Source organism: Ferdinandcohnia sp. SAFN-114, from assembly GCF_059415045.1.
Genome location: NZ_JBPFDQ010000015.1, coordinates 57,223 through 74,048 on the forward strand (window position 1 = coordinate 57,223; position 16,826 = coordinate 74,048).

Here is a 16,826-nt window from a genome sequence, read left to right on the forward strand (position 1 = left end):
GGCATATTTTATTCTAATTTGAAACAAGTTTTGTTCCTTCAAGGAAAGACTTTTAAAAGTTTTTCCAACGTATTGATCCGTAACCAGTATGTGGATGTCCTTTAGATTGAATTTTAAAGTACTCATGTTCTAATTCGGGCAGGGATAATTCAAATAGATGTTTTCCATCTTTTTTATACATGTTACACGCAATTAGTTTCCGAATGATCTCATTTTTACGTTTCTCAACAGTTTCTTTTAATATAGCCATAATCATCTCTCTCCTTTCGTAATTGGCTTTCAAAAGACCCAATAACAAGATAAGAAGAGGCTTTTTTATGATTAGGGTAACCTCACTTATCTTTCAAGCTTGTTAGCTTGCAGGATTTAGCACAGTATTCAACGAATCTGTTGCTGAGGTTTCACAGGGCCAGCCCCTCCACCTCTCTTGATAAGTTTTTATAAGTTTGTACAAATGAAACACCCTAGACGTAATGGATGTTATTTATAGTTTAACCATATTATTCCGATGTGTCTACTTGTATTTATGAAATTTTGCAAAATGTAATGATTTCGTAAAAAATAAGGACGCGAAAAGGGGGCATAAAAAAGAGACAAGATTCATAACCCAAGGGGTTAATCAACCTGTCTCTCAATTCCAAATTTGATTTTAAGATGAAACCAAAAGGGTCCTCTGTAGAAATGACTTCGATTTCTGCAGGAAATACTTTGTTTTTCATATGTTTGCCTCTTAAAATAATAGAATAAAAGGCATAGGATGAAATAGACTTCCGTATGACTGTGGGGATAATTAACAGGAGGTACCGCATTGTCCTGTTCTGGGACAAGGAACCTGTCCCTGTGTCCCATTAAGCTTCGCCGACGACTGTAAATCTTTGGTTAAGGTGTTTGGGGTTTTCGATTTCGTCAATTACTGCGATGGCAAAGTCAGCGTAGCTAATGTAGCTTTCGCCTTTTGAGTTAACGAGTAAATTGTCTTTACCAGTTTGATAAGTACCAGTTCTTTTTCCCTCTGAATCAAATACTGCAGATGGACTGATAAATGTCCAAGTGATATCTGCTGTTTCTTTAAGTTCTTGAAGATTTCGTGCTTGACCATTGGCTGTTGGTTTTACAAAGTCTGGAAACTCTGGTGTGTCGATGAGTTGAAGGGTTTTTGCCTCATCAACATAAAGACTTCCTGCACCACCAACAACTATGATTCTTGTATCTGTTCCTTTAACAGCCTCAATTAATGCATGGCCGGCATCTACGTGGGCTTGTTCTTCTCCAAGTGGCGCACCAAAAGCATTAACTACTACATCGAGATCCTCAACATCAGCTTTTATTAATTCAAAAATATTTTTTTCTAAAACAGATACTTGATTGTTCTGTATTTTAGATGCATCCCTAACGATTGCTTTAACTTCATGTCCTCTTTTAACTGCTTCTTTTAAAATTAGGCTTCCTGCTTTACCATTTGCACCAATAATTCCAATTTTCATTATAGTTACCTCCTATGTGGTTTAGCTTGTAATTATATTGATTACATGTAATGATTATAGTTACATGTATAGTTAATGTCAATACATTCAACTTTTAGGTATAATAAACGTACGATTAGGAATGAAAGAAAGGTGACAGCGATGTCCATCAGTAGTAGATTTTCTGTTGGAATTCATATACTTTCCCTCATAAAGTTATCGAAAGAGGGGGAATGTTCATCAGGATTTTTAGCATCAAGTGTAAATACAAATCCAGTAGTTATTAGAAAAATTATGGGAATGCTTAAAAAAGCAAACTTAATTGAAGTACACCCGGGAGTTGCAGGTGCAAAACTCGCAAGAAAATCAACAGAGATTACAATGCTAGATGTCTATAAGGCAGTTGATGTAGTAAGAGAAGGAGAGCTGTTTAGCGTCCATGACAATCCTAATCCGGAATGCCCCGTCGGCAGAAATATTCAAAATGCCATTGAACCCTTATTTGTACAAGCTCAATTCGCTATGGAGAAAATCTTAGCAAACGTAACCCTAGAAGACATTATAAACGGCATCAACGAAGTTGGGACAGAGGGACAGGTACAGCGACCCAAATGAGATATGAATATTTTAGGTTCATAAAGAGGGTGTCAATCCATGTTGGATTGACACCCTCTTTTATTTTTTAGGATAAGCAATATTTCATAACACACTGGGTGTTAATTGAAATGATTGGAGCGGATGGCACAAGACTCCTGCCGGAATAGTGATCCTTGCGAGAACCCGCAGCGAGGTATGAGCGAGGAGGCTTGCGGATCGCCAGCGGAAAGCGAGTGCCAGAAGCGGAAATCACACCTTTTTCCACTGATAAACATTATTAAGTTAATAGCAACAATCTTTTAGAAAAGAGCATTTAATAAAATAAAACACTAAATATGACTGGAGTTTTGTTTAAAAGTGGAAAAAGCTACAACAATAACAGCATATATGCTAGCGATTTTGGTTATTAGTGGAAAAAGCCATTACTTCAAATCCATATATCCTAAGGCTTTTGGACATATATGGAAAATGTTATAACAAAAACACCAAATATGACAAATTCCTCTAATGAAAATAGATATAAAACCATTCTTTACACTTTCTTTATACTTTTCTGGTCTATTAATTTATACCTACAATTTATTCTAAGCTTAACAACACAACATCGAAAGGATGATAGCTATGTCAGAAACGATTCTTAAAGCAACCAATGTTTCAAAAATATATGGTCAACACAAAGCGCTGGATAAAGTGTCGATTGAAATCAAACGAGGTATGATTTACGGCTTAATCGGGGAGAACGGTGCTGGAAAGTCAACCTTCATGCGCATGGTTATGGGATTAATCAAAATCGATGAAGGAAACATCGAGCTGTTTGGGGAAACAGGTTCGAGGGGATTGCAACAAGCGCGTCGAAAAATGGGTCAATCGATTGAAACACCAGCCCTTTATCCGGAATTAACAGCTAGGGAGAATTTACAAGTGCAAGCTGCAAATGGTGGTGTGAGCAACCGAGAGATTGATGATTTATTACGCTTAATGAACCTTAGTCATACAGGAAAGAAAAAAACGAAAAACTTCTCGTTAGGGATGCGCCAACGCTTAGCCATTGCCTCCACACTGATTACAAACCCTGAGTTATTAATTTTAGATGAGCCGATAAATGGCTTAGACCCATCGGGAATAGTGGAAATGCGTGAAATTATCCAACGATTAGTTACAGAACGGGGGATCACCGTTTTACTTTCAAGTCACATACTTGATGAGCTTTCGCAGATCGCTACACATTACGGTATTCTTCATAACGGAAAAATCATTAATGAACTTTCCAAGGAAGAATTAGCACGTGAAACTCGTCAATACATTGAATTAGAAACAACAGAGGTTCAAAAAACAGTTGTCGTACTAGATGAATTAGGAATAAAGGATTACGTGGTTGTAAATAGTTCTGAAATTAACATCTTCGAAAAATTGGATGATGTCGCTGCAATCAATCGTACATTAGTGTTAGCTGGTGTGAATATTTCAAGGATTGGAACAACTAGACAAAAGCTAGAAGATTATTTCTTACAATTAACAGGGGGAAACACTCATGCTTAATCTATTAACAGCAGAAAGAATTAAATTATTACGAAGTAAAAAACTATGGATCGTTATTAGTATTTTAATTTTGCTTCCAATCTACCAGGTCGTGAATAGTAAAATATCTGTGAATTACGGATCAGATTTAGTCCAAGCTAAAGATACAGTGATTAACGGAGCAACAGGTATTTTGATGATGGAGAAAAATGGATTTACCATATTATTTGTGATATGTGCTTTTATAAGTTTCTTTATTGGAGAAGAATTTCAAAATGGAACGATTCGAAATGCATTATCCCTAGGACGCAGCCGCACGCATTATTATTTGTCTAAACTTGTAACGGCTTCCCTACTTTCACTTGTTGGTGTAATTATCATGACAATACTTGGAGTGATAGGTTTTTCGGTTGTGTTCGGGTTTGGTGAAGTTGCGGGTATTACCAATTATTTAAGCTATGCGACAAAAACGTTCGGTACGCTTTATTTATTAATTTTAGCAAACGTGTCAATTTATGTGATGATTGGCTTCCTAACGAAAAACATCGGTATCTCACTCGTGTGGAGTTTTCTTTATACAATCATGACTGCTTTTGTTCCTCCAGTTTTCCTGCAAACTGAACACTTCAAGCATGTCACATTCTGGTTTACAGAAACCTTCTTAAATTATTCAGACTTCGCTAGTCCAGTAGATATTGCGAGATTTCCTGAGATGGTATTGGTAAGTATTATTACAATAATGTTATCATTAGGGTTAGGAATTCTATTTTTTAACAGAACTGATATTAAGTAGGTCGATTTATATGGCAGCCATTTTAATTATTGAAGACGATATGGCAATTCATTCGCTTATTAAGGAAGCATTGGAATTACAAGATTTTCGAACACTCAGTGCATTCTCAGGAACTGAAGGAAAGTTGTTATTTGAACAAAATCAGGTCGATTTAGTTCTTTTAGATTTGATGCTTCCGGGGATGAATGGAGAAGATTTTCTTCAGCAGCTCCGGCAAAACTCTACAGTTCCTGTAATAGTGATTTCAGCAAAAAATGATCAGGATTCGAAATTGCATCTGTTAACATCAGGAGCAGATGATTATATCATAAAACCTTTTGATCTGAAGGAACTTCTTGCACGGATTCACATTCAATTACGTCATGCAGCCAGTACGTCAGTAAGTCAAATGAAAGAAATTCATTATAAAAACATCAGTGTGAATTTAGACACGCGTGAAGTGGAAACCGATGGAGAACAAGTTCATTTGACTGGACGTGAATACGCGATTTTACTCCTGTTTTTAGAGAATCCTCAAAAGGTGTTTAGTCGCGCCAATATTTATGAAAGTATTTGGAATGAACCATTTTTTGATAGTGAAAAAACGATAAACATGCATATTAGTAATTTACGAAATAAACTCAACCATGGGGGAACGAATTACATTAAAACAGTATGGGGAATTGGTTTTAAATTCGATTAACATTATTTGGCAGGTCCCACTTCTGCTGATTAAAGTTAATGCCACCGACAATGCCACGATTTTTCCAAGGGAAAATTTCTTGCAAACTCGAAAAGTTGTGTGGCAAATACTTTTATGCGTATTTGATTGAAAGGAGCGTGGATGGAATGTGGGGATGGATATTTGTCACACTTGCATTGGCGCTTCTTCTTTATCTTTATTTCTTAAAACGAGAACTACGTAAATTAAAACAAGAGATTAAGGACCTTCCAAACCGTTCTGGATTTGGAGGTAGGCTTTCACTTGATTTTCGTGAGAAGGCATTGATGGATGTAGTTGATGAGTTGAACCAAATGATTGATACGTTTGAAGATAAAAATCGTCAGGCAAAGCAGATGGAAGAAAATGTTAAGTTATCTATTGCTGGGTTATCTCATGATATACGAACACCACTTACGTCAATCAAGGGTTATGTTGAACTCTTACATACAACCACGGATGAAACAAAAAGGGCGCAGTATTTAAAAATTATCGATCAATCTGTTAAACGTCTGATAGATATGACCGATCAATTTTATAATCTGGCTCGAATTGAAACAAACCAACGAGAAATAGAGTTATCATCGATTATTCTTTCTAACCTGGTTGAAGAAATCTTTTTGTCCTTCTATGAACAACTTGAGGAAAAGAATATCGAGCTCCAATTTCCAGAACAGATAAATGATAGGCAAATTATTGCTGACAAATTAATGCTCGTTCGTGTTATCCAAAATATTGTTCAAAATATCCTTCGTTATGCCAAAAGTAAAGCGATGATCAGCTATCAGATCGAGAGAAACTTTCTTATTTTTAGTGTGAAAAATGATATCAAATCAGATAGTAAAGTCGCTATAGAAAAAGTATTTACCCGATTCTATACAGAGGTTACGAGTCGCACAAATACCGAGGCAAGCGGATTGGGGCTTTATCTATCTAAGAAGCTAGTTGAAAGGATGAATGGGAAAATGGAAGCAGAACTCAATTCAAATTGGTTTATTCTAACTATTCACCTTCCAATTAATATGGGACAGGTTTCTGCCCTAAATGAATCGAAATAAAAAAGTATCGAGAGTTTTGCAAATAATTTTGCAGACTCTCGATTTTTATTTGTGATTTTTGCATCTATCATTCTGTTGAACTTTTGATTAGAATTGAAAGATAGATTGATATACAGATGGGAAATATTGGTGGGACAAGGGACCTGTCCCTCTGACCCAGGAAGCAACTTTTGTCTGACAGAGGAGTAGTGTTTTATGAATGAGGAGTTTTTGTATATTGTTTTGATTATTGCGCTGGGGTATGTGTTGAAGCGCATTGGTATTTTGCAGGAGAAGGATGGAGAGACGATCTCCAAGCTTATTTTTAAAATCACGCTTCCTGCGTTAGTGCTTGTGACGTTTGATACGGTTGAAATTGAATTGAAGCTTATTTTAATTCCAATTATTGTTCTTGTTTATGGAATTATCATATCTTTACTGGGCATGGTTATTTTTAAAAATGAGAAAAAAGAGCTTAAGGGTTCGTTTTTGATGATGTCGTCCGGATTTAATGTTGGTTTATTTGCGTTTCCACTTGTTTTTGCAATTTGGGGAATCGACGGATTGACGTATTTTAGTATATTTGATGTGGGAACATCCTTAATTGTCTTTGGCATTAGCTATATTTTAGGTAGCTATTTTTCTGAAGAAGGTTTAAGTCTCAAACCGATTTCGATTCTAAAAAAACTTACGAAATCAATCCCATTGATGACGTATTTAATTGCAAGTACTTTAAATTTAAGTCATATTAAATTACCGGAAATGGTCATTAATGTGGCTAGTACAATTTCACAAGCCAATATGCCTTTGTGCTTATTACTATTGGGGCTTTATTTAAATTTTAAATTTGAAAAACAATTTTTAAAGCCAATGATAAAATTTTTAACGTTCCGGTATGGAGTGGGCTTACTGATTGGAGTCACCTTGTTCTTTCTGCTTCCATACGAGGCTATGTTTCGATACACCGTATTAATTGGTTTACTACTTCCGGTTGCTTCATCAGTCATCCCATTTGCGGTTGAATTCAAGTACAGTAATGAAAGCATTCGGTTAATTGCAACGATTACTAACATCACTATCTTGGTGAGTATCGTGATTTTATATGTATTTGCACATCTAATTTAAACAAGTGTTCCTATACCGGACCACTTTCTATTTGAAAGGGACTGAGAAACTCAGCCCTTTCTTTGATCTTGTTTTCTCATATCAAACATGCCTGATGAGATCTCATTGAGTTTATTTAGAAATCGGTTAAAGCCAAATCCGACAAAGAAGGCGACACTGACCTGTGCAAAGGGACCATCAATATTGTCGGTGAAATCAATCATTAAAATCCCACTTTGAATAAGGGTGACAGCGATGACAGCTGTACCAGTAGCAAATAGCGGAAAGAAAATATACATAACCCAATGACGAGGATCGATTAATTTATCGTTCATATAATGGGAACAAAACATATACAGATGTCGAAGTGAACCGCCAATGGCTCCGGCGAAGAAATAATATAGGAACATTTTAATGTTTTCTTGGATGTGGAGTGTTTCATCAAGTGCACCAACCCACAATACACCGATTGCTAAAAAACTGCCAAAAAATAAAACTGAGAGGTAAAATAAAATAAAGAACTTCAACCAACGTTTCACATTATCACCCCATATCTACAGTTTATGGAATGGTCTTGGAAATGGTGTCTTGAGAGACGAGGTTTGATGGCCCATTTGGGGACGAGAGATCCTTGTCTCAATGGAATATTTACAATCGTTCGTGAATAGGATATGGGGATTCTTTTGTGAGGTGGTGTTTGTGTGAATACGGGGAAAATAGCAAAGCATATAAATCAGCTTGTCTTTTCATTATTACTGTCCGGTTACAAGAGGTGTAAGCCTGACTGGTATAAGCCGTTTCGTGAGCAGCCACACCATTCACTTTGGTTTATTACAAAAGGGAGTGGTGAAGTAACAATCGACGGCACAAAGTATAAGTTGAAACCTGGTAAACTAGTTATTTTTCGGCCGGGGATGATCTGCGAAAAAAAGACATCCTCATCAAATCCGCTTGAATTTTATTTCGTTCGTTTTACATATGCAGTAGCTTTTGAGGATAAAGGGCATTGGAATTTTGAACGTCCTGAAGGAAAATCTTTTCCTTTACAGGGAGTTTTTCCAATTACTAATACGGGAAATATGATTCATGTGTTGGATCAAATCCATCAACTCTCCAAACGAAGAGGTCCGACAGTAGCGATGCAGCGAAAATTGCATTTTCAAGAATTATTGCTGATGATTATTCAAGATTTTCGCTCGCAAAAGATTACAGGAAATTCGACAATGGCCATCGATACCACTATCGATTATATTGTAAATCATTATCATGAACATATGAATCTTTCAGATTTAGCCATGATGGCAGGGTTGAGTACGAGTCATTATGCACGTCTATTTAAGGAATATGTGGGCTATAGCCCGATCGATTACTTAACACATGTTCGCATTGACCGCGCAAAAGAACTATTGGCGATTTCCGATTTTCGAATTAAAGAAATCAGCCAAAGTGTCGGGTATCAGGATGAGTTATATTTTAGCCGCATTTTTAAAAGAATCGTAGGTGTTTCCCCAACTCAATTTAGTGATAACTACAAGATATTTGTAAGTTCAACAAAAGATGACTACCCTATTTCTGATGAAAAGCCGAAATAATGGTAGTCATTTAGCTATAAGTGAAACAGTCTCGTTTTTTGTTTTTTCGTCATTTGTTGTTTGTTTTGACTCATACATAAGCGATAATACGCGCCTTTTTGTTGAAAAAGTCGAGGGTGGGTACCCATTTCTATAATTCTACCTTTATCTAAAACAATGATATTATCTGCATGTTGAATGGTGGAGAGACGATGCGCTATGATAATTGTTGTTCGGTTTTTTGAAATTCGCTTTAGGGTATCCTGCACAACGATTTCGGTTTCTGTATCAATATTGGCAGTGGCTTCATCTAATATTAAGACGTCAGGATTTGCCATCATCGCTCGTAAAAAGGACAGAAGCTGTCGTTGCCCGGTCGATAACACCGTTCCTTGTTCTCCAAGTAAAGTTTCGTATTGTTGTGGTAGGTTTTTAAAGAAGGGGTCAATCCCAACAGATTTTGCTGCTCTTCTTATTTCTTCATCACCGATTGTTTTATTATTTAGGCGAATATTATCAAATACAGTACCTGAAAACACAAAACTGTCCTGCTGGATAATCCCCACATGCTTTCGCAACTCACTTATTTCTACATCCTTTATTGATACCCCATCTAAAGTGATACTTCCTTTTTGAATATCATAAAAACGATTGATTAATTGTATGATAGAACTTTTCCCTGCACCCGTTGCGCCAACAATACCGATTGTTTCTCCAGCGGAGATGGTGAAACTGACATCCTTTAACACCCAATCTTCTGATTGATAAGCAAACCATACATTTTTAAACTCAATTTTTCCGTTCACCTTGTGTGGCAGTTTTATAGGGTCCGCTTTATCCACTATCGTGGGCTTTGTTTCCAATGTATCAAAAATCCGTTCTGCAGATGCAAGCGCTGCTTGTATTTGATTAAACCTGTCGGCAAGACCTCGTAATGGTTCAAAAAATTGCCGCACATAGTGGGTGAATGCATACACCACGCCAAATGTAAGGGCACCGTCTAATACATTTCTGCCTCCATACCAAATTAATAAAGCCATCGAAATATTACCAAAGAAGCCAATGGAAGGATTAAAAATCGAATTCAAAACGGTTTGACGCATCCCGGCCCGATAATGTTCTTGATTCAATTCATTAAATTGCTCTAATTGCTTTTCTTCACGAACAAAGATCTGAATAATACTCATACCTGATAGATTTTCTGCTAAATAGGCGTTCAATCTACTCAAGACAAAACGTACATACCTTTGAGCGTTACGAATGACTTTTTTGAAATAAAACGTAAGTAGGGCGATGAATGGAATCACTGTAAAACTAATTAATGTAAGCTTTACGCTCATTTGTAACATAATCACGATAATCCCAATTAGCAATAAGATTTCACGTATGAGATTTACAATGACTTGAGAATAAAGTTGGTTCAAAGCTTCGACATCATGTGTGATTCGTGTGACAAGTCGCCCGATTGGATTTTTATCATAAAATGAAACCTGCATACGAGATAAATGCTTCATAATTGTTTGCCGGATATCAAAGATGACAGATTGACCAGTAAATTGTAAGGAGTTATTTTGAAAATACGTAAGAACGGATGAACCAATAATCAACACAAAATAAAGCATTCCAAGCCAAATCATGCCGGTATAATCCTGGCCGCGAAATAATTGCTCCGCATCTCCTTGCAAGGATATAACCGGGTAGAAGTTGTCGTTAATGGAAATTTGATTATTCGTAATCTCATAGTTAGTTGGATTCTTTAATCCAGTATTCCAGCCATGGATGAGATAATTTGTTCCTTCGATGGAAACGATTCTTGCTTTTTGCACACCAGCGGGTAGTTCACCACCAGATTCAGTTATACGAAAATACGTATGTCCCTCAAAAGTAGTAACTTCTTTCCCTTTAATACCTTGTTCGTCGAGTATATGTAATGCTTGGTCTTTTTCGGATTGGTCGACAAAAACCATAGGTGCATAGATTCCATTAATATGATTGTCAATCGCAATTTTTATTAAATAGGGCTGAGCCAGACTTGCGATAACAATCAAGGTTGTCAACAGAAGAGAGAATACAAAGAGCTTCCAATAAGGTTTTGCAAACGCGAGAATGTTTCGTAATAATTGTTGGTCACTATATTTTTTGAGTTGGTTTGTTACATTCTTCTCGATCATCGATTCCTCCTCTTAATCGCAATCGGTTTCCCATGGGAGTGGGACGGATTGACATTTAGTCCGGTCAACTGCTGGTTATGCATTTTTTTATATACCCCGTCGTTTCTTAAAAGAGCATGATGTGTTCCCCTTTCAATAATTTTTCCTCCGTCAAGTACAATAATCTGGTCAGCGTGCTGAATTGTGGAAATTCGGTGACTAATCAGGATTGTTGTGGTATCTTTCATTTTCGTTTTAAGTGTGTGTAAAATATTTTTTTCTGTTTTCGAATCAACAGCAGACAAGCTGTCATCAAAAATCATAATGGGTGCTTCTTTCACCAAGGCTCGAGCAATGCTAACACGTTGTCGTTGGCCTCCTGATAATGACAGGCCACGTTCCCCTAAGGCAGTTTCAAACCCTTTTGGCAAATCTGTAATATCGTGATAAACATGGGCTTGTTTTGCAGCAAGTTCCACTTGGTGATCATTATATCCCTTTGGATCAAATCCGATATTTTCCTTGATGGATGTGGAAAAAAGGAAATGATCTTGTGGAACAAACCCGATTGATCGTCGCAGCATTTTAAGCGGAATATCTCGAATATCTGTATGGTCGATAAAGATGGTATTTCGAGGTGGATTGTAGATTCGTAGTAGTAGATTAACAAGGGTTGATTTACCGCTACCGATCTTTCCAACAATAGCTAAGGTTGCGCCTTTTGGTATGTGTAAATCTATAGAAGAAAGTGCATGACCTTGTTTATTTTGATACGAAAAAGTTAGCCCTTTGATCATAATGTTGCCTTGAATAGATTGCATGTTTACAATTCCTTCTTCGTTTTTAATAGAAGGTTTTGTAGAAAGTACCTCTCGTAAACGTAAATCGGCCGCGGATCCTTGTTGAAGTAAATTAATAACTTTACCTAAATTTTCAATAGGACCAACTAAAAGTGATAAATAGGTATTAAAGGCAACAAATTCACCAAGGGATATGGTGTTTTGCATAACCAAAATCGAACCAAACACAATCGAGGTAAGGTAGCTGAGCCCAACGATTCCTTGACTAAGTGAGTTGAAAAGGGAGTTAGACCGAATTAATTGTTGATTTGCCTCTACATTGGTTTGATTGTCCTGTTCGAATTTTTTTAGTTCGGATTTTTCTTGGACATATGTTTTAATGATTCTGATGCCTGAGCAATATTCTTGGACTCGGCTCGTTAAGCTGCCAATAGCTTCTTGTACTAGATTAGAGTGCATCCTAATTTTTATGCGAAATCGATAAGCCAAGTAGGTTAAACCAGGGAGTGGTAAAAGGACTAACAATGTTAAATACAAATCAATGGTCGTCGCCATCATGATGACTGTCACTGTTATTAGTACAGCTGCTTCTAATGTTTGGAACACACCTTGCATACCGATTTGTCTTAAGACATTTACATCATTAACAGCATGTGCCATTAAGTTTCCAATCCGTTGCTTTTGATAATACTCTGTTTGCAAAGTCTCCCAATGAGAAAATAATCGTTCACGAATATTTCGTTCTAACAGTCTTGATAAACGAAAAATATAAATTCTTCCTGTAGACCTGAAGGCAAATACACCAATTCCCACTATGACCATCCAAAAGGCAATCCGGATTAGTTCATCGCTGTTTGTAGAAAAGGTTTGTAGACCATCTGTGAAGACTTCAAGCAACATTGGAACAACAAGTTGCAATATGAGGGATATCGTAACCAAAATGGTACCCATTATATAGCCCCATTTATTTTGAATCAAATGCTCACGGAAAATAGGTTTCACATCCAAATCCATCACCTTCTAAAAAAATGTCGTAAGGTAAGATTACCGCATAATTTTCAAAGGTAACATGGATTTCCCTATCAACTTACATGGATTATCTTGCTATGGAAGGGGGTGGGTTTCACGTGTTTATCTGGGGGATTTCATGTGGGTCGAAGGTGTGGGGCGCAGGGACAGGTCCCGTGTCCCAGTCTGCGGGACACGAAAACTAAAGTGGAAAAAAAGAAATACTGTTGATCCCTGAAAGAAGAATACTTTCACATTTTCCGATTTTAACAACTGTAGCAAAATGGAAAAGGAAACTGGGACGATGTACCTGTCCCTCTGTCCCATCTCAAGTTTAGTACATGCTTGGAGGTACTAAGCCATTTTGAAGTACGGCTGGTAATGTGTCGTGAATGTATGGTGGTGCTGGACGTAGTTTAGGCGCTTTGGCTAATGGTTGAGGGTTTTCTACATATTTAAATACACCTTCACCATCCATACTTGGTCCACTCGCCCATCTACCTGTAGCACTTTCGTTTCCTCTAGAGAAATTGAACAGTACATGAGAAACTTCGCGTTTTTCTAACTCGCGTGGGAATGTACTAGGTACCACAATATTTTCTTTTGATTCGAGTTCATAAATTGCGGCTATCCACTGATTTTGATGCATCGTGTCTCTCGCAAGTAACCATGAAAGCATATCCTTTACACCACGGTCAGTTGTTGATTCATACAATCGAGCAACTTGCAAACGACCTTGAGATTCAGCAGTTAAATTTGCACGGAAGTCGGCTAACAGATTCCCACTCGCGATAATATAATCAGCTGTCCAACGATTGCCTACACTATCTGCTGGCATCGCTCCAAGCCCCGAAACGATTGCGTGTTGTGGGTTCATCCCACCTAGGATTGCCCCAATTACAGGATCTTTCGCAGCAATTTCTTGGTCACCAACTGGAGCGCCGTCAAGGAGTCTTGCAATCATTGTTGCCAACATTTCGATGTGAGCAAGTTCCTCCGTACCTGTATCCATAAGTAAATCCTTATATTTGCCATCGGCCCCTCGAACATTCCATCCTTGGAATAAATATTGAAGTGCAACAGAAATTTCGCCAAATTGTCCCCCTAGCACCTCTTGAAGTTGTTTTGCAAAAAGCGCATCGGGACGTTCTGGTTTCGCTCGATACTGTAATTCTTTAATATGATAGAACATCGTTTATCTACCTCCACATATAAAACGAATTCATAGGTCTTGTATAAATTGCCTATGTTAATTAGAGTATGAAGCGGTACCAATTAGGTGTTTACATTAGAAAAAAATGGGTGTATGTCAGTATTTAGTACAAATTGGGGAGGGGGAGTGCACAGTTGTTCATGGGGACAGGTCAGCCACATTTAATAGAAAATGGAAATGGAATAACTGTACAAGAGTTGTAACTTTATCTAGTTTGATTCGTAGGTAAAGGAGCGATATGTTTGGAAATGGATTAATTGTAAGTTTGGGACAATGGACCTGTCCCTCTGTCCCACGAAGGAACTTTCTATCCTAGGACAGGTGTGCTTAGTTTCAGGAAGGAGTAAATAGGTATGAAAAAAGAGGATAATGGGTTGAGACCGTTTTTTCGGTTGATCTTGTCAACGAATATTCCGAAGGCAGCGCTGACACTTGGTTTAGTTGGGAGTATTATTACAACTTTTGTGGGGCTGTCGATTCCGTTATTAACGCGAGAGCTTGTGGATGGATTTTCCGGAATCTCGATTAATGGTACTTTAATCGCAATCATTGCAGCTGTGTTTCTTTTACAAGCGGTGATTGATGGTGTATCAACTTATATGCTTGCTGCCGTCGGTCAACGGATTGTTTCGCGATTGCGAGAAAAAATGTGGGAAAAGCTCATCCGATTACCGGTCAGCTATTTCGATAAGCAACAAAGTGGGGAATCGGTTAGCCGAGTAGTAAATGATACCGGAATAGTAAAGGATTTAATTTCGCAGCATTTCCCGCAGTTTATAACTGGTGTTATCTCGATCATTGGGGCAATCATCATTTTGTTAATTATGGATTGGAAAATGACACTTCTCATGCTCGTATCCGTTCCGCTTACAATGGTGATCATGATGCCACTTGGAAGTAAAATGGCGAAAATCTCACGAGGTTTGCAGGATGAAACCGCCACATTTTCAGGGGAAATTCAACAGACCATTAGTGAGATCCGATTGATGAAGTCTTCAACAGCTGAACGCTTTGAAGCGGAAAAAGGGGTTAATGGAGTCCAAAATCTACTTACATACGGGTTAAAAGAGGCAAAGATTTTCGCACTAATTGGTCCACTCATGTACACAATTATCATGATTGTCATTGTTATTATTATTGGATATGGAGGAATCCGTGTGGCAAATGGATCAATGACCACAGGTTCACTTGTTGCATTCCTACTTTATTTGTTTCAAATTATTTTTCCGATTACATCATTTGCTATGTTTTTCACCCAGTTGCAAAAAGCAAAAGGCGCAACAGAACGGATTATTGATATCATCGAACTTCCATTAGAAGAAGGACAGAAAGGAAAAGATATTGATATTTCAAATTTACCAATTCAAGTTGAAAATGTTTCTTTTTCCTATGAAGAGGAGGAGCCAGTCATTCAAGACGTGTCATTTGAAGCAAAACCTGGCCAAATGATTGCTTTTGCAGGACCAAGTGGTGGAGGAAAAACGACGATGTTTGGCTTGTTGGAACGGTATTACGAACCAACAACTGGTGAAATTCGAATAGGTGACATTCCTATTCACGAGCTATCACTCGAATCATGGCGAAGTCAAATTGGCTATGTCTCTCAGGAAAGTGCGATGATGGCGGGAACTATTCGTGAAAATTTATGCTACGGATTGAAGAATGCAGATCAAATCTCAGACGACCGCTTATGGGAAGTGGCAAAAATGGCTTATGCGGATGAATTCATTCGTGCTTTCTCACAAGGAATAGATACCGAAGTAGGGGAACGGGGTGTAAAATTATCTGGTGGACAGAGGCAACGGATTGCGATTGCCCGGGCCTTTTTACGGGATCCCAAAATTCTCATGATGGACGAGGCAACGGCAAGTCTTGATAGCCAATCCGAGAGTATTGTTCAAGAAGCATTATCGCGACTCATGGAAGGTCGCACCACCTTTGTCATTGCTCATCGATTGTCAACCATCGTGGACGCCGATCAAATCATTTTTATTGAAAAAGGAAAAGTCACAGGCAAAGGGACACATCAGGAATTGATTGAAGGCCATGACTTATATAGAAGTTTTGCAGAACAGCAGTTGACATAGCGGAAATTAGGGATAGGTCCGATGACCTAGTTGGGACACAGTACCTGTCTCTCTCGTCTATTTAATAGTATGAACGGAATATTGTTGTAGTTGCAGTGAAAATATATTGGGTTATATTTGTAATAAATTGGTTGTTGAATAGAGTTGTTTAAAGTGATAATATAAATTTTGTCGTTTCGAACACATAAATAAAAAAACGACAAATTAGAATCTTGATTTATTTAATATATTATGTTAATATAATTTTTATGTTCTTCGAATCTATGAAATTAACAATTAAAAAAGTGTTGACTTCATATAAAGAAACATGATATATTAGTAAAGTCGCTTTTGAGCGGCGCTAAAAAGTTCTTTGAAAACTGAACACAATACAAGCGTCAACGTTTAATTCTAAAGTAACAAATTATTGAGCAATCAATACTCTTATTGGAGAGTTTGATCCTGGCTCAGGATGAACGCTGGCGGCGTGCCTAATACATGCAAGTCGAGCGAACTTTTGGGAGCTTGCTCCCAAAAGTTAGCGGCGGACGGGTGAGTAACACGTGGGCAACCTGCCTATAAGACTGGGATAACTTCGGGAAACCGGAGCTAATACCGGATAACATATGAGACCACATGGTCTCATATTGAAAGATGGCTTTTAGCTATCACTTATAGATGGGCCCGCGGCGCATTAGCTAGTTGGTGAGGTAATGGCTCACCAAGGCAACGATGCGTAGCCGACCTGAGAGGGTGATCGGCCACACTGGGACTGAGACACGGCCCAGACTCCTACGGGAGGCAGC

The 16,826-nt window shown here is 37.9% G+C and carries 14 protein-coding genes, 1 rRNA gene and 1 riboswitch; of the genes, 9 read left to right on the top strand and 6 right to left on the bottom strand.

The window, feature by feature from the left end; translation table 11 throughout:
• Positions 1-52: 52 nt before the first annotated feature.
• Together ACR65M_RS07090 and ACR65M_RS07095 are read right to left on the bottom strand one after the other, a co-directional pair.
• Entirely contained in the window at positions 53-250 is a 198-nt protein-coding gene (locus ACR65M_RS07090; RefSeq protein ID WP_341331169.1) for a Fur-regulated basic protein FbpA, read from the bottom strand.
• 83 nt (positions 251-333) lie between these two features.
• Positions 334-437, bottom strand: a riboswitch (SAM riboswitch).
• Positions 438-848: 411 nt separating this feature from the next.
• Entirely contained in the window at positions 849-1,484 is a 636-nt protein-coding gene (locus ACR65M_RS07095; protein WP_341331170.1) for an NAD(P)-dependent oxidoreductase, read from the bottom strand.
• Positions 1,485-1,625: 141 nt separating this feature from the next.
• Here ACR65M_RS07095 and ACR65M_RS07100 point away from each other — a divergent pair, with 141 nt between their 5' ends.
• From ACR65M_RS07100 to ACR65M_RS07125, 6 genes are all read left to right on the top strand, one after another.
• Positions 1,626-2,078, top strand: coding sequence for an Rrf2 family transcriptional regulator (locus ACR65M_RS07100; RefSeq protein ID WP_341331171.1), 453 nt, complete (start codon positions 1,626-1,628; stop codon positions 2,076-2,078).
• Positions 2,079-2,681: 603 nt separating this feature from the next.
• Positions 2,682-3,599 carry an ABC transporter ATP-binding protein gene (locus ACR65M_RS07105; protein ID WP_341331172.1) on the top strand — a complete coding sequence of 306 codons (918 nt, stop codon included), beginning with the start codon at positions 2,682-2,684 and terminating at the stop codon, positions 3,597-3,599.
• Positions 3,592-4,371: a DUF2705 family protein gene (locus tag ACR65M_RS07110; protein ID WP_341331173.1), complete on the top strand. Its 780-nt coding sequence runs from the start codon at positions 3,592-3,594 to the stop codon at positions 4,369-4,371. The genes ACR65M_RS07105 and ACR65M_RS07110 overlap by 8 nt, the downstream gene beginning before the upstream one ends.
• Positions 4,372-4,381: 10 nt before the next feature.
• Positions 4,382-5,053: a response regulator transcription factor gene (locus ACR65M_RS07115; protein ID WP_440272945.1), complete on the top strand. Its 672-nt coding sequence runs from the start codon at positions 4,382-4,384 to the stop codon at positions 5,051-5,053.
• 146 nt (positions 5,054-5,199) lie between these two features.
• Entirely contained in the window at positions 5,200-6,129 is a 930-nt protein-coding gene (locus ACR65M_RS07120) for a sensor histidine kinase (protein ID WP_341331175.1), read from the top strand.
• Between the two features lie 195 nt (positions 6,130-6,324).
• A complete protein-coding gene (locus ACR65M_RS07125) occupies positions 6,325-7,233 on the top strand; it encodes an AEC family transporter (RefSeq protein ID WP_440272946.1) in 909 nt (302 codons plus the stop codon).
• 50 nt (positions 7,234-7,283) lie between these two features.
• Here ACR65M_RS07125 and ACR65M_RS07130 read toward each other — a convergent pair whose 3' ends face one another.
• A complete protein-coding gene (locus tag ACR65M_RS07130) occupies positions 7,284-7,751 on the bottom strand; it encodes a hypothetical protein (RefSeq protein WP_440272947.1) in 468 nt (155 codons plus the stop codon).
• A 162-nt stretch (positions 7,752-7,913) separates the two neighbouring features.
• On the opposite strand from ACR65M_RS07130, the gene ACR65M_RS07135 reads away from it, so the two are divergent.
• On the top strand, positions 7,914-8,804 hold the full coding sequence (locus ACR65M_RS07135; RefSeq protein WP_440272948.1) for an AraC family transcriptional regulator: 891 nt from the start codon (positions 7,914-7,916) through the stop codon (positions 8,802-8,804).
• Positions 8,805-8,818: 14 nt separating this feature from the next.
• On the opposite strand, the gene ACR65M_RS07140 is transcribed toward ACR65M_RS07135, so the two are convergent.
• The 3 genes from ACR65M_RS07140 to ACR65M_RS07150 form a co-directional block, all read right to left on the bottom strand.
• Entirely contained in the window at positions 8,819-10,954 is a 2,136-nt protein-coding gene (locus ACR65M_RS07140; protein WP_440272949.1) for an ABC transporter ATP-binding protein, read from the bottom strand.
• Positions 10,951-12,735: an ABC transporter ATP-binding protein gene (locus tag ACR65M_RS07145; protein ID WP_440272952.1), complete on the bottom strand. Its 1,785-nt coding sequence runs from the start codon at positions 12,733-12,735 to the stop codon at positions 10,951-10,953. The genes ACR65M_RS07140 and ACR65M_RS07145 overlap by 4 nt, the downstream gene beginning before the upstream one ends.
• A 340-nt stretch (positions 12,736-13,075) precedes the next feature.
• A complete protein-coding gene (locus tag ACR65M_RS07150; protein ID WP_341331180.1) occupies positions 13,076-13,933 on the bottom strand; it encodes a manganese catalase in 858 nt (285 codons plus the stop codon).
• A 374-nt stretch (positions 13,934-14,307) separates the two neighbouring features.
• Here ACR65M_RS07150 and ACR65M_RS07155 point away from each other — a divergent pair, with 374 nt between their 5' ends.
• Together ACR65M_RS07155 and ACR65M_RS07160 are read left to right on the top strand one after the other, a co-directional pair.
• Positions 14,308-16,041 carry an ABC transporter ATP-binding protein gene (locus ACR65M_RS07155; RefSeq protein ID WP_440272950.1) on the top strand — a complete coding sequence of 578 codons (1,734 nt, stop codon included), beginning with the start codon at positions 14,308-14,310 and terminating at the stop codon, positions 16,039-16,041.
• A gap of 423 nt (positions 16,042-16,464) precedes the next feature.
• Positions 16,465-16,826 (top strand): 16S ribosomal RNA (locus ACR65M_RS07160); the annotation flags it as partial.

Bases quoted from the DNA above. Each gene is read 5' to 3' on its own strand.
- ACR65M_RS07120 (WP_341331175.1), top strand. From the start codon at position 5,200: ATGTGGGGATGGATATTTGTCACACTTGCATTGGCGCTTCTTCTTTAT.
- ACR65M_RS07095 (WP_341331170.1), bottom strand. From the start codon at position 1,484: ATGAAAATTGGAATTATTGGTGCAAATGGTAAAGCAGGAAGCCTAATT.
- ACR65M_RS07090 (WP_341331169.1), bottom strand. From the start codon at position 250: ATGGCTATATTAAAAGAAACTGTTGAGAAACGTAAAAATGAGATCATT.
- ACR65M_RS07150 (WP_341331180.1), bottom strand. From the start codon at position 13,933: ATGTTCTATCATATTAAAGAATTACAGTATCGAGCGAAACCAGAACGT.
- ACR65M_RS07155 (WP_440272950.1), top strand. From the start codon at position 14,308: ATGAAAAAAGAGGATAATGGGTTGAGACCGTTTTTTCGGTTGATCTTG.
- ACR65M_RS07125 (WP_440272946.1), top strand. From the start codon at position 6,325: ATGAATGAGGAGTTTTTGTATATTGTTTTGATTATTGCGCTGGGGTAT.
- ACR65M_RS07100 (WP_341331171.1), top strand. From the start codon at position 1,626: ATGTCCATCAGTAGTAGATTTTCTGTTGGAATTCATATACTTTCCCTC.
- ACR65M_RS07105 (WP_341331172.1), top strand. From the start codon at position 2,682: ATGTCAGAAACGATTCTTAAAGCAACCAATGTTTCAAAAATATATGGT.
- ACR65M_RS07115 (WP_440272945.1), top strand. From the start codon at position 4,382: ATGGCAGCCATTTTAATTATTGAAGACGATATGGCAATTCATTCGCTT.
- ACR65M_RS07110 (WP_341331173.1), top strand. From the start codon at position 3,592: ATGCTTAATCTATTAACAGCAGAAAGAATTAAATTATTACGAAGTAAA.
- ACR65M_RS07140 (WP_440272949.1), bottom strand. From the start codon at position 10,954: ATGATCGAGAAGAATGTAACAAACCAACTCAAAAAATATAGTGACCAA.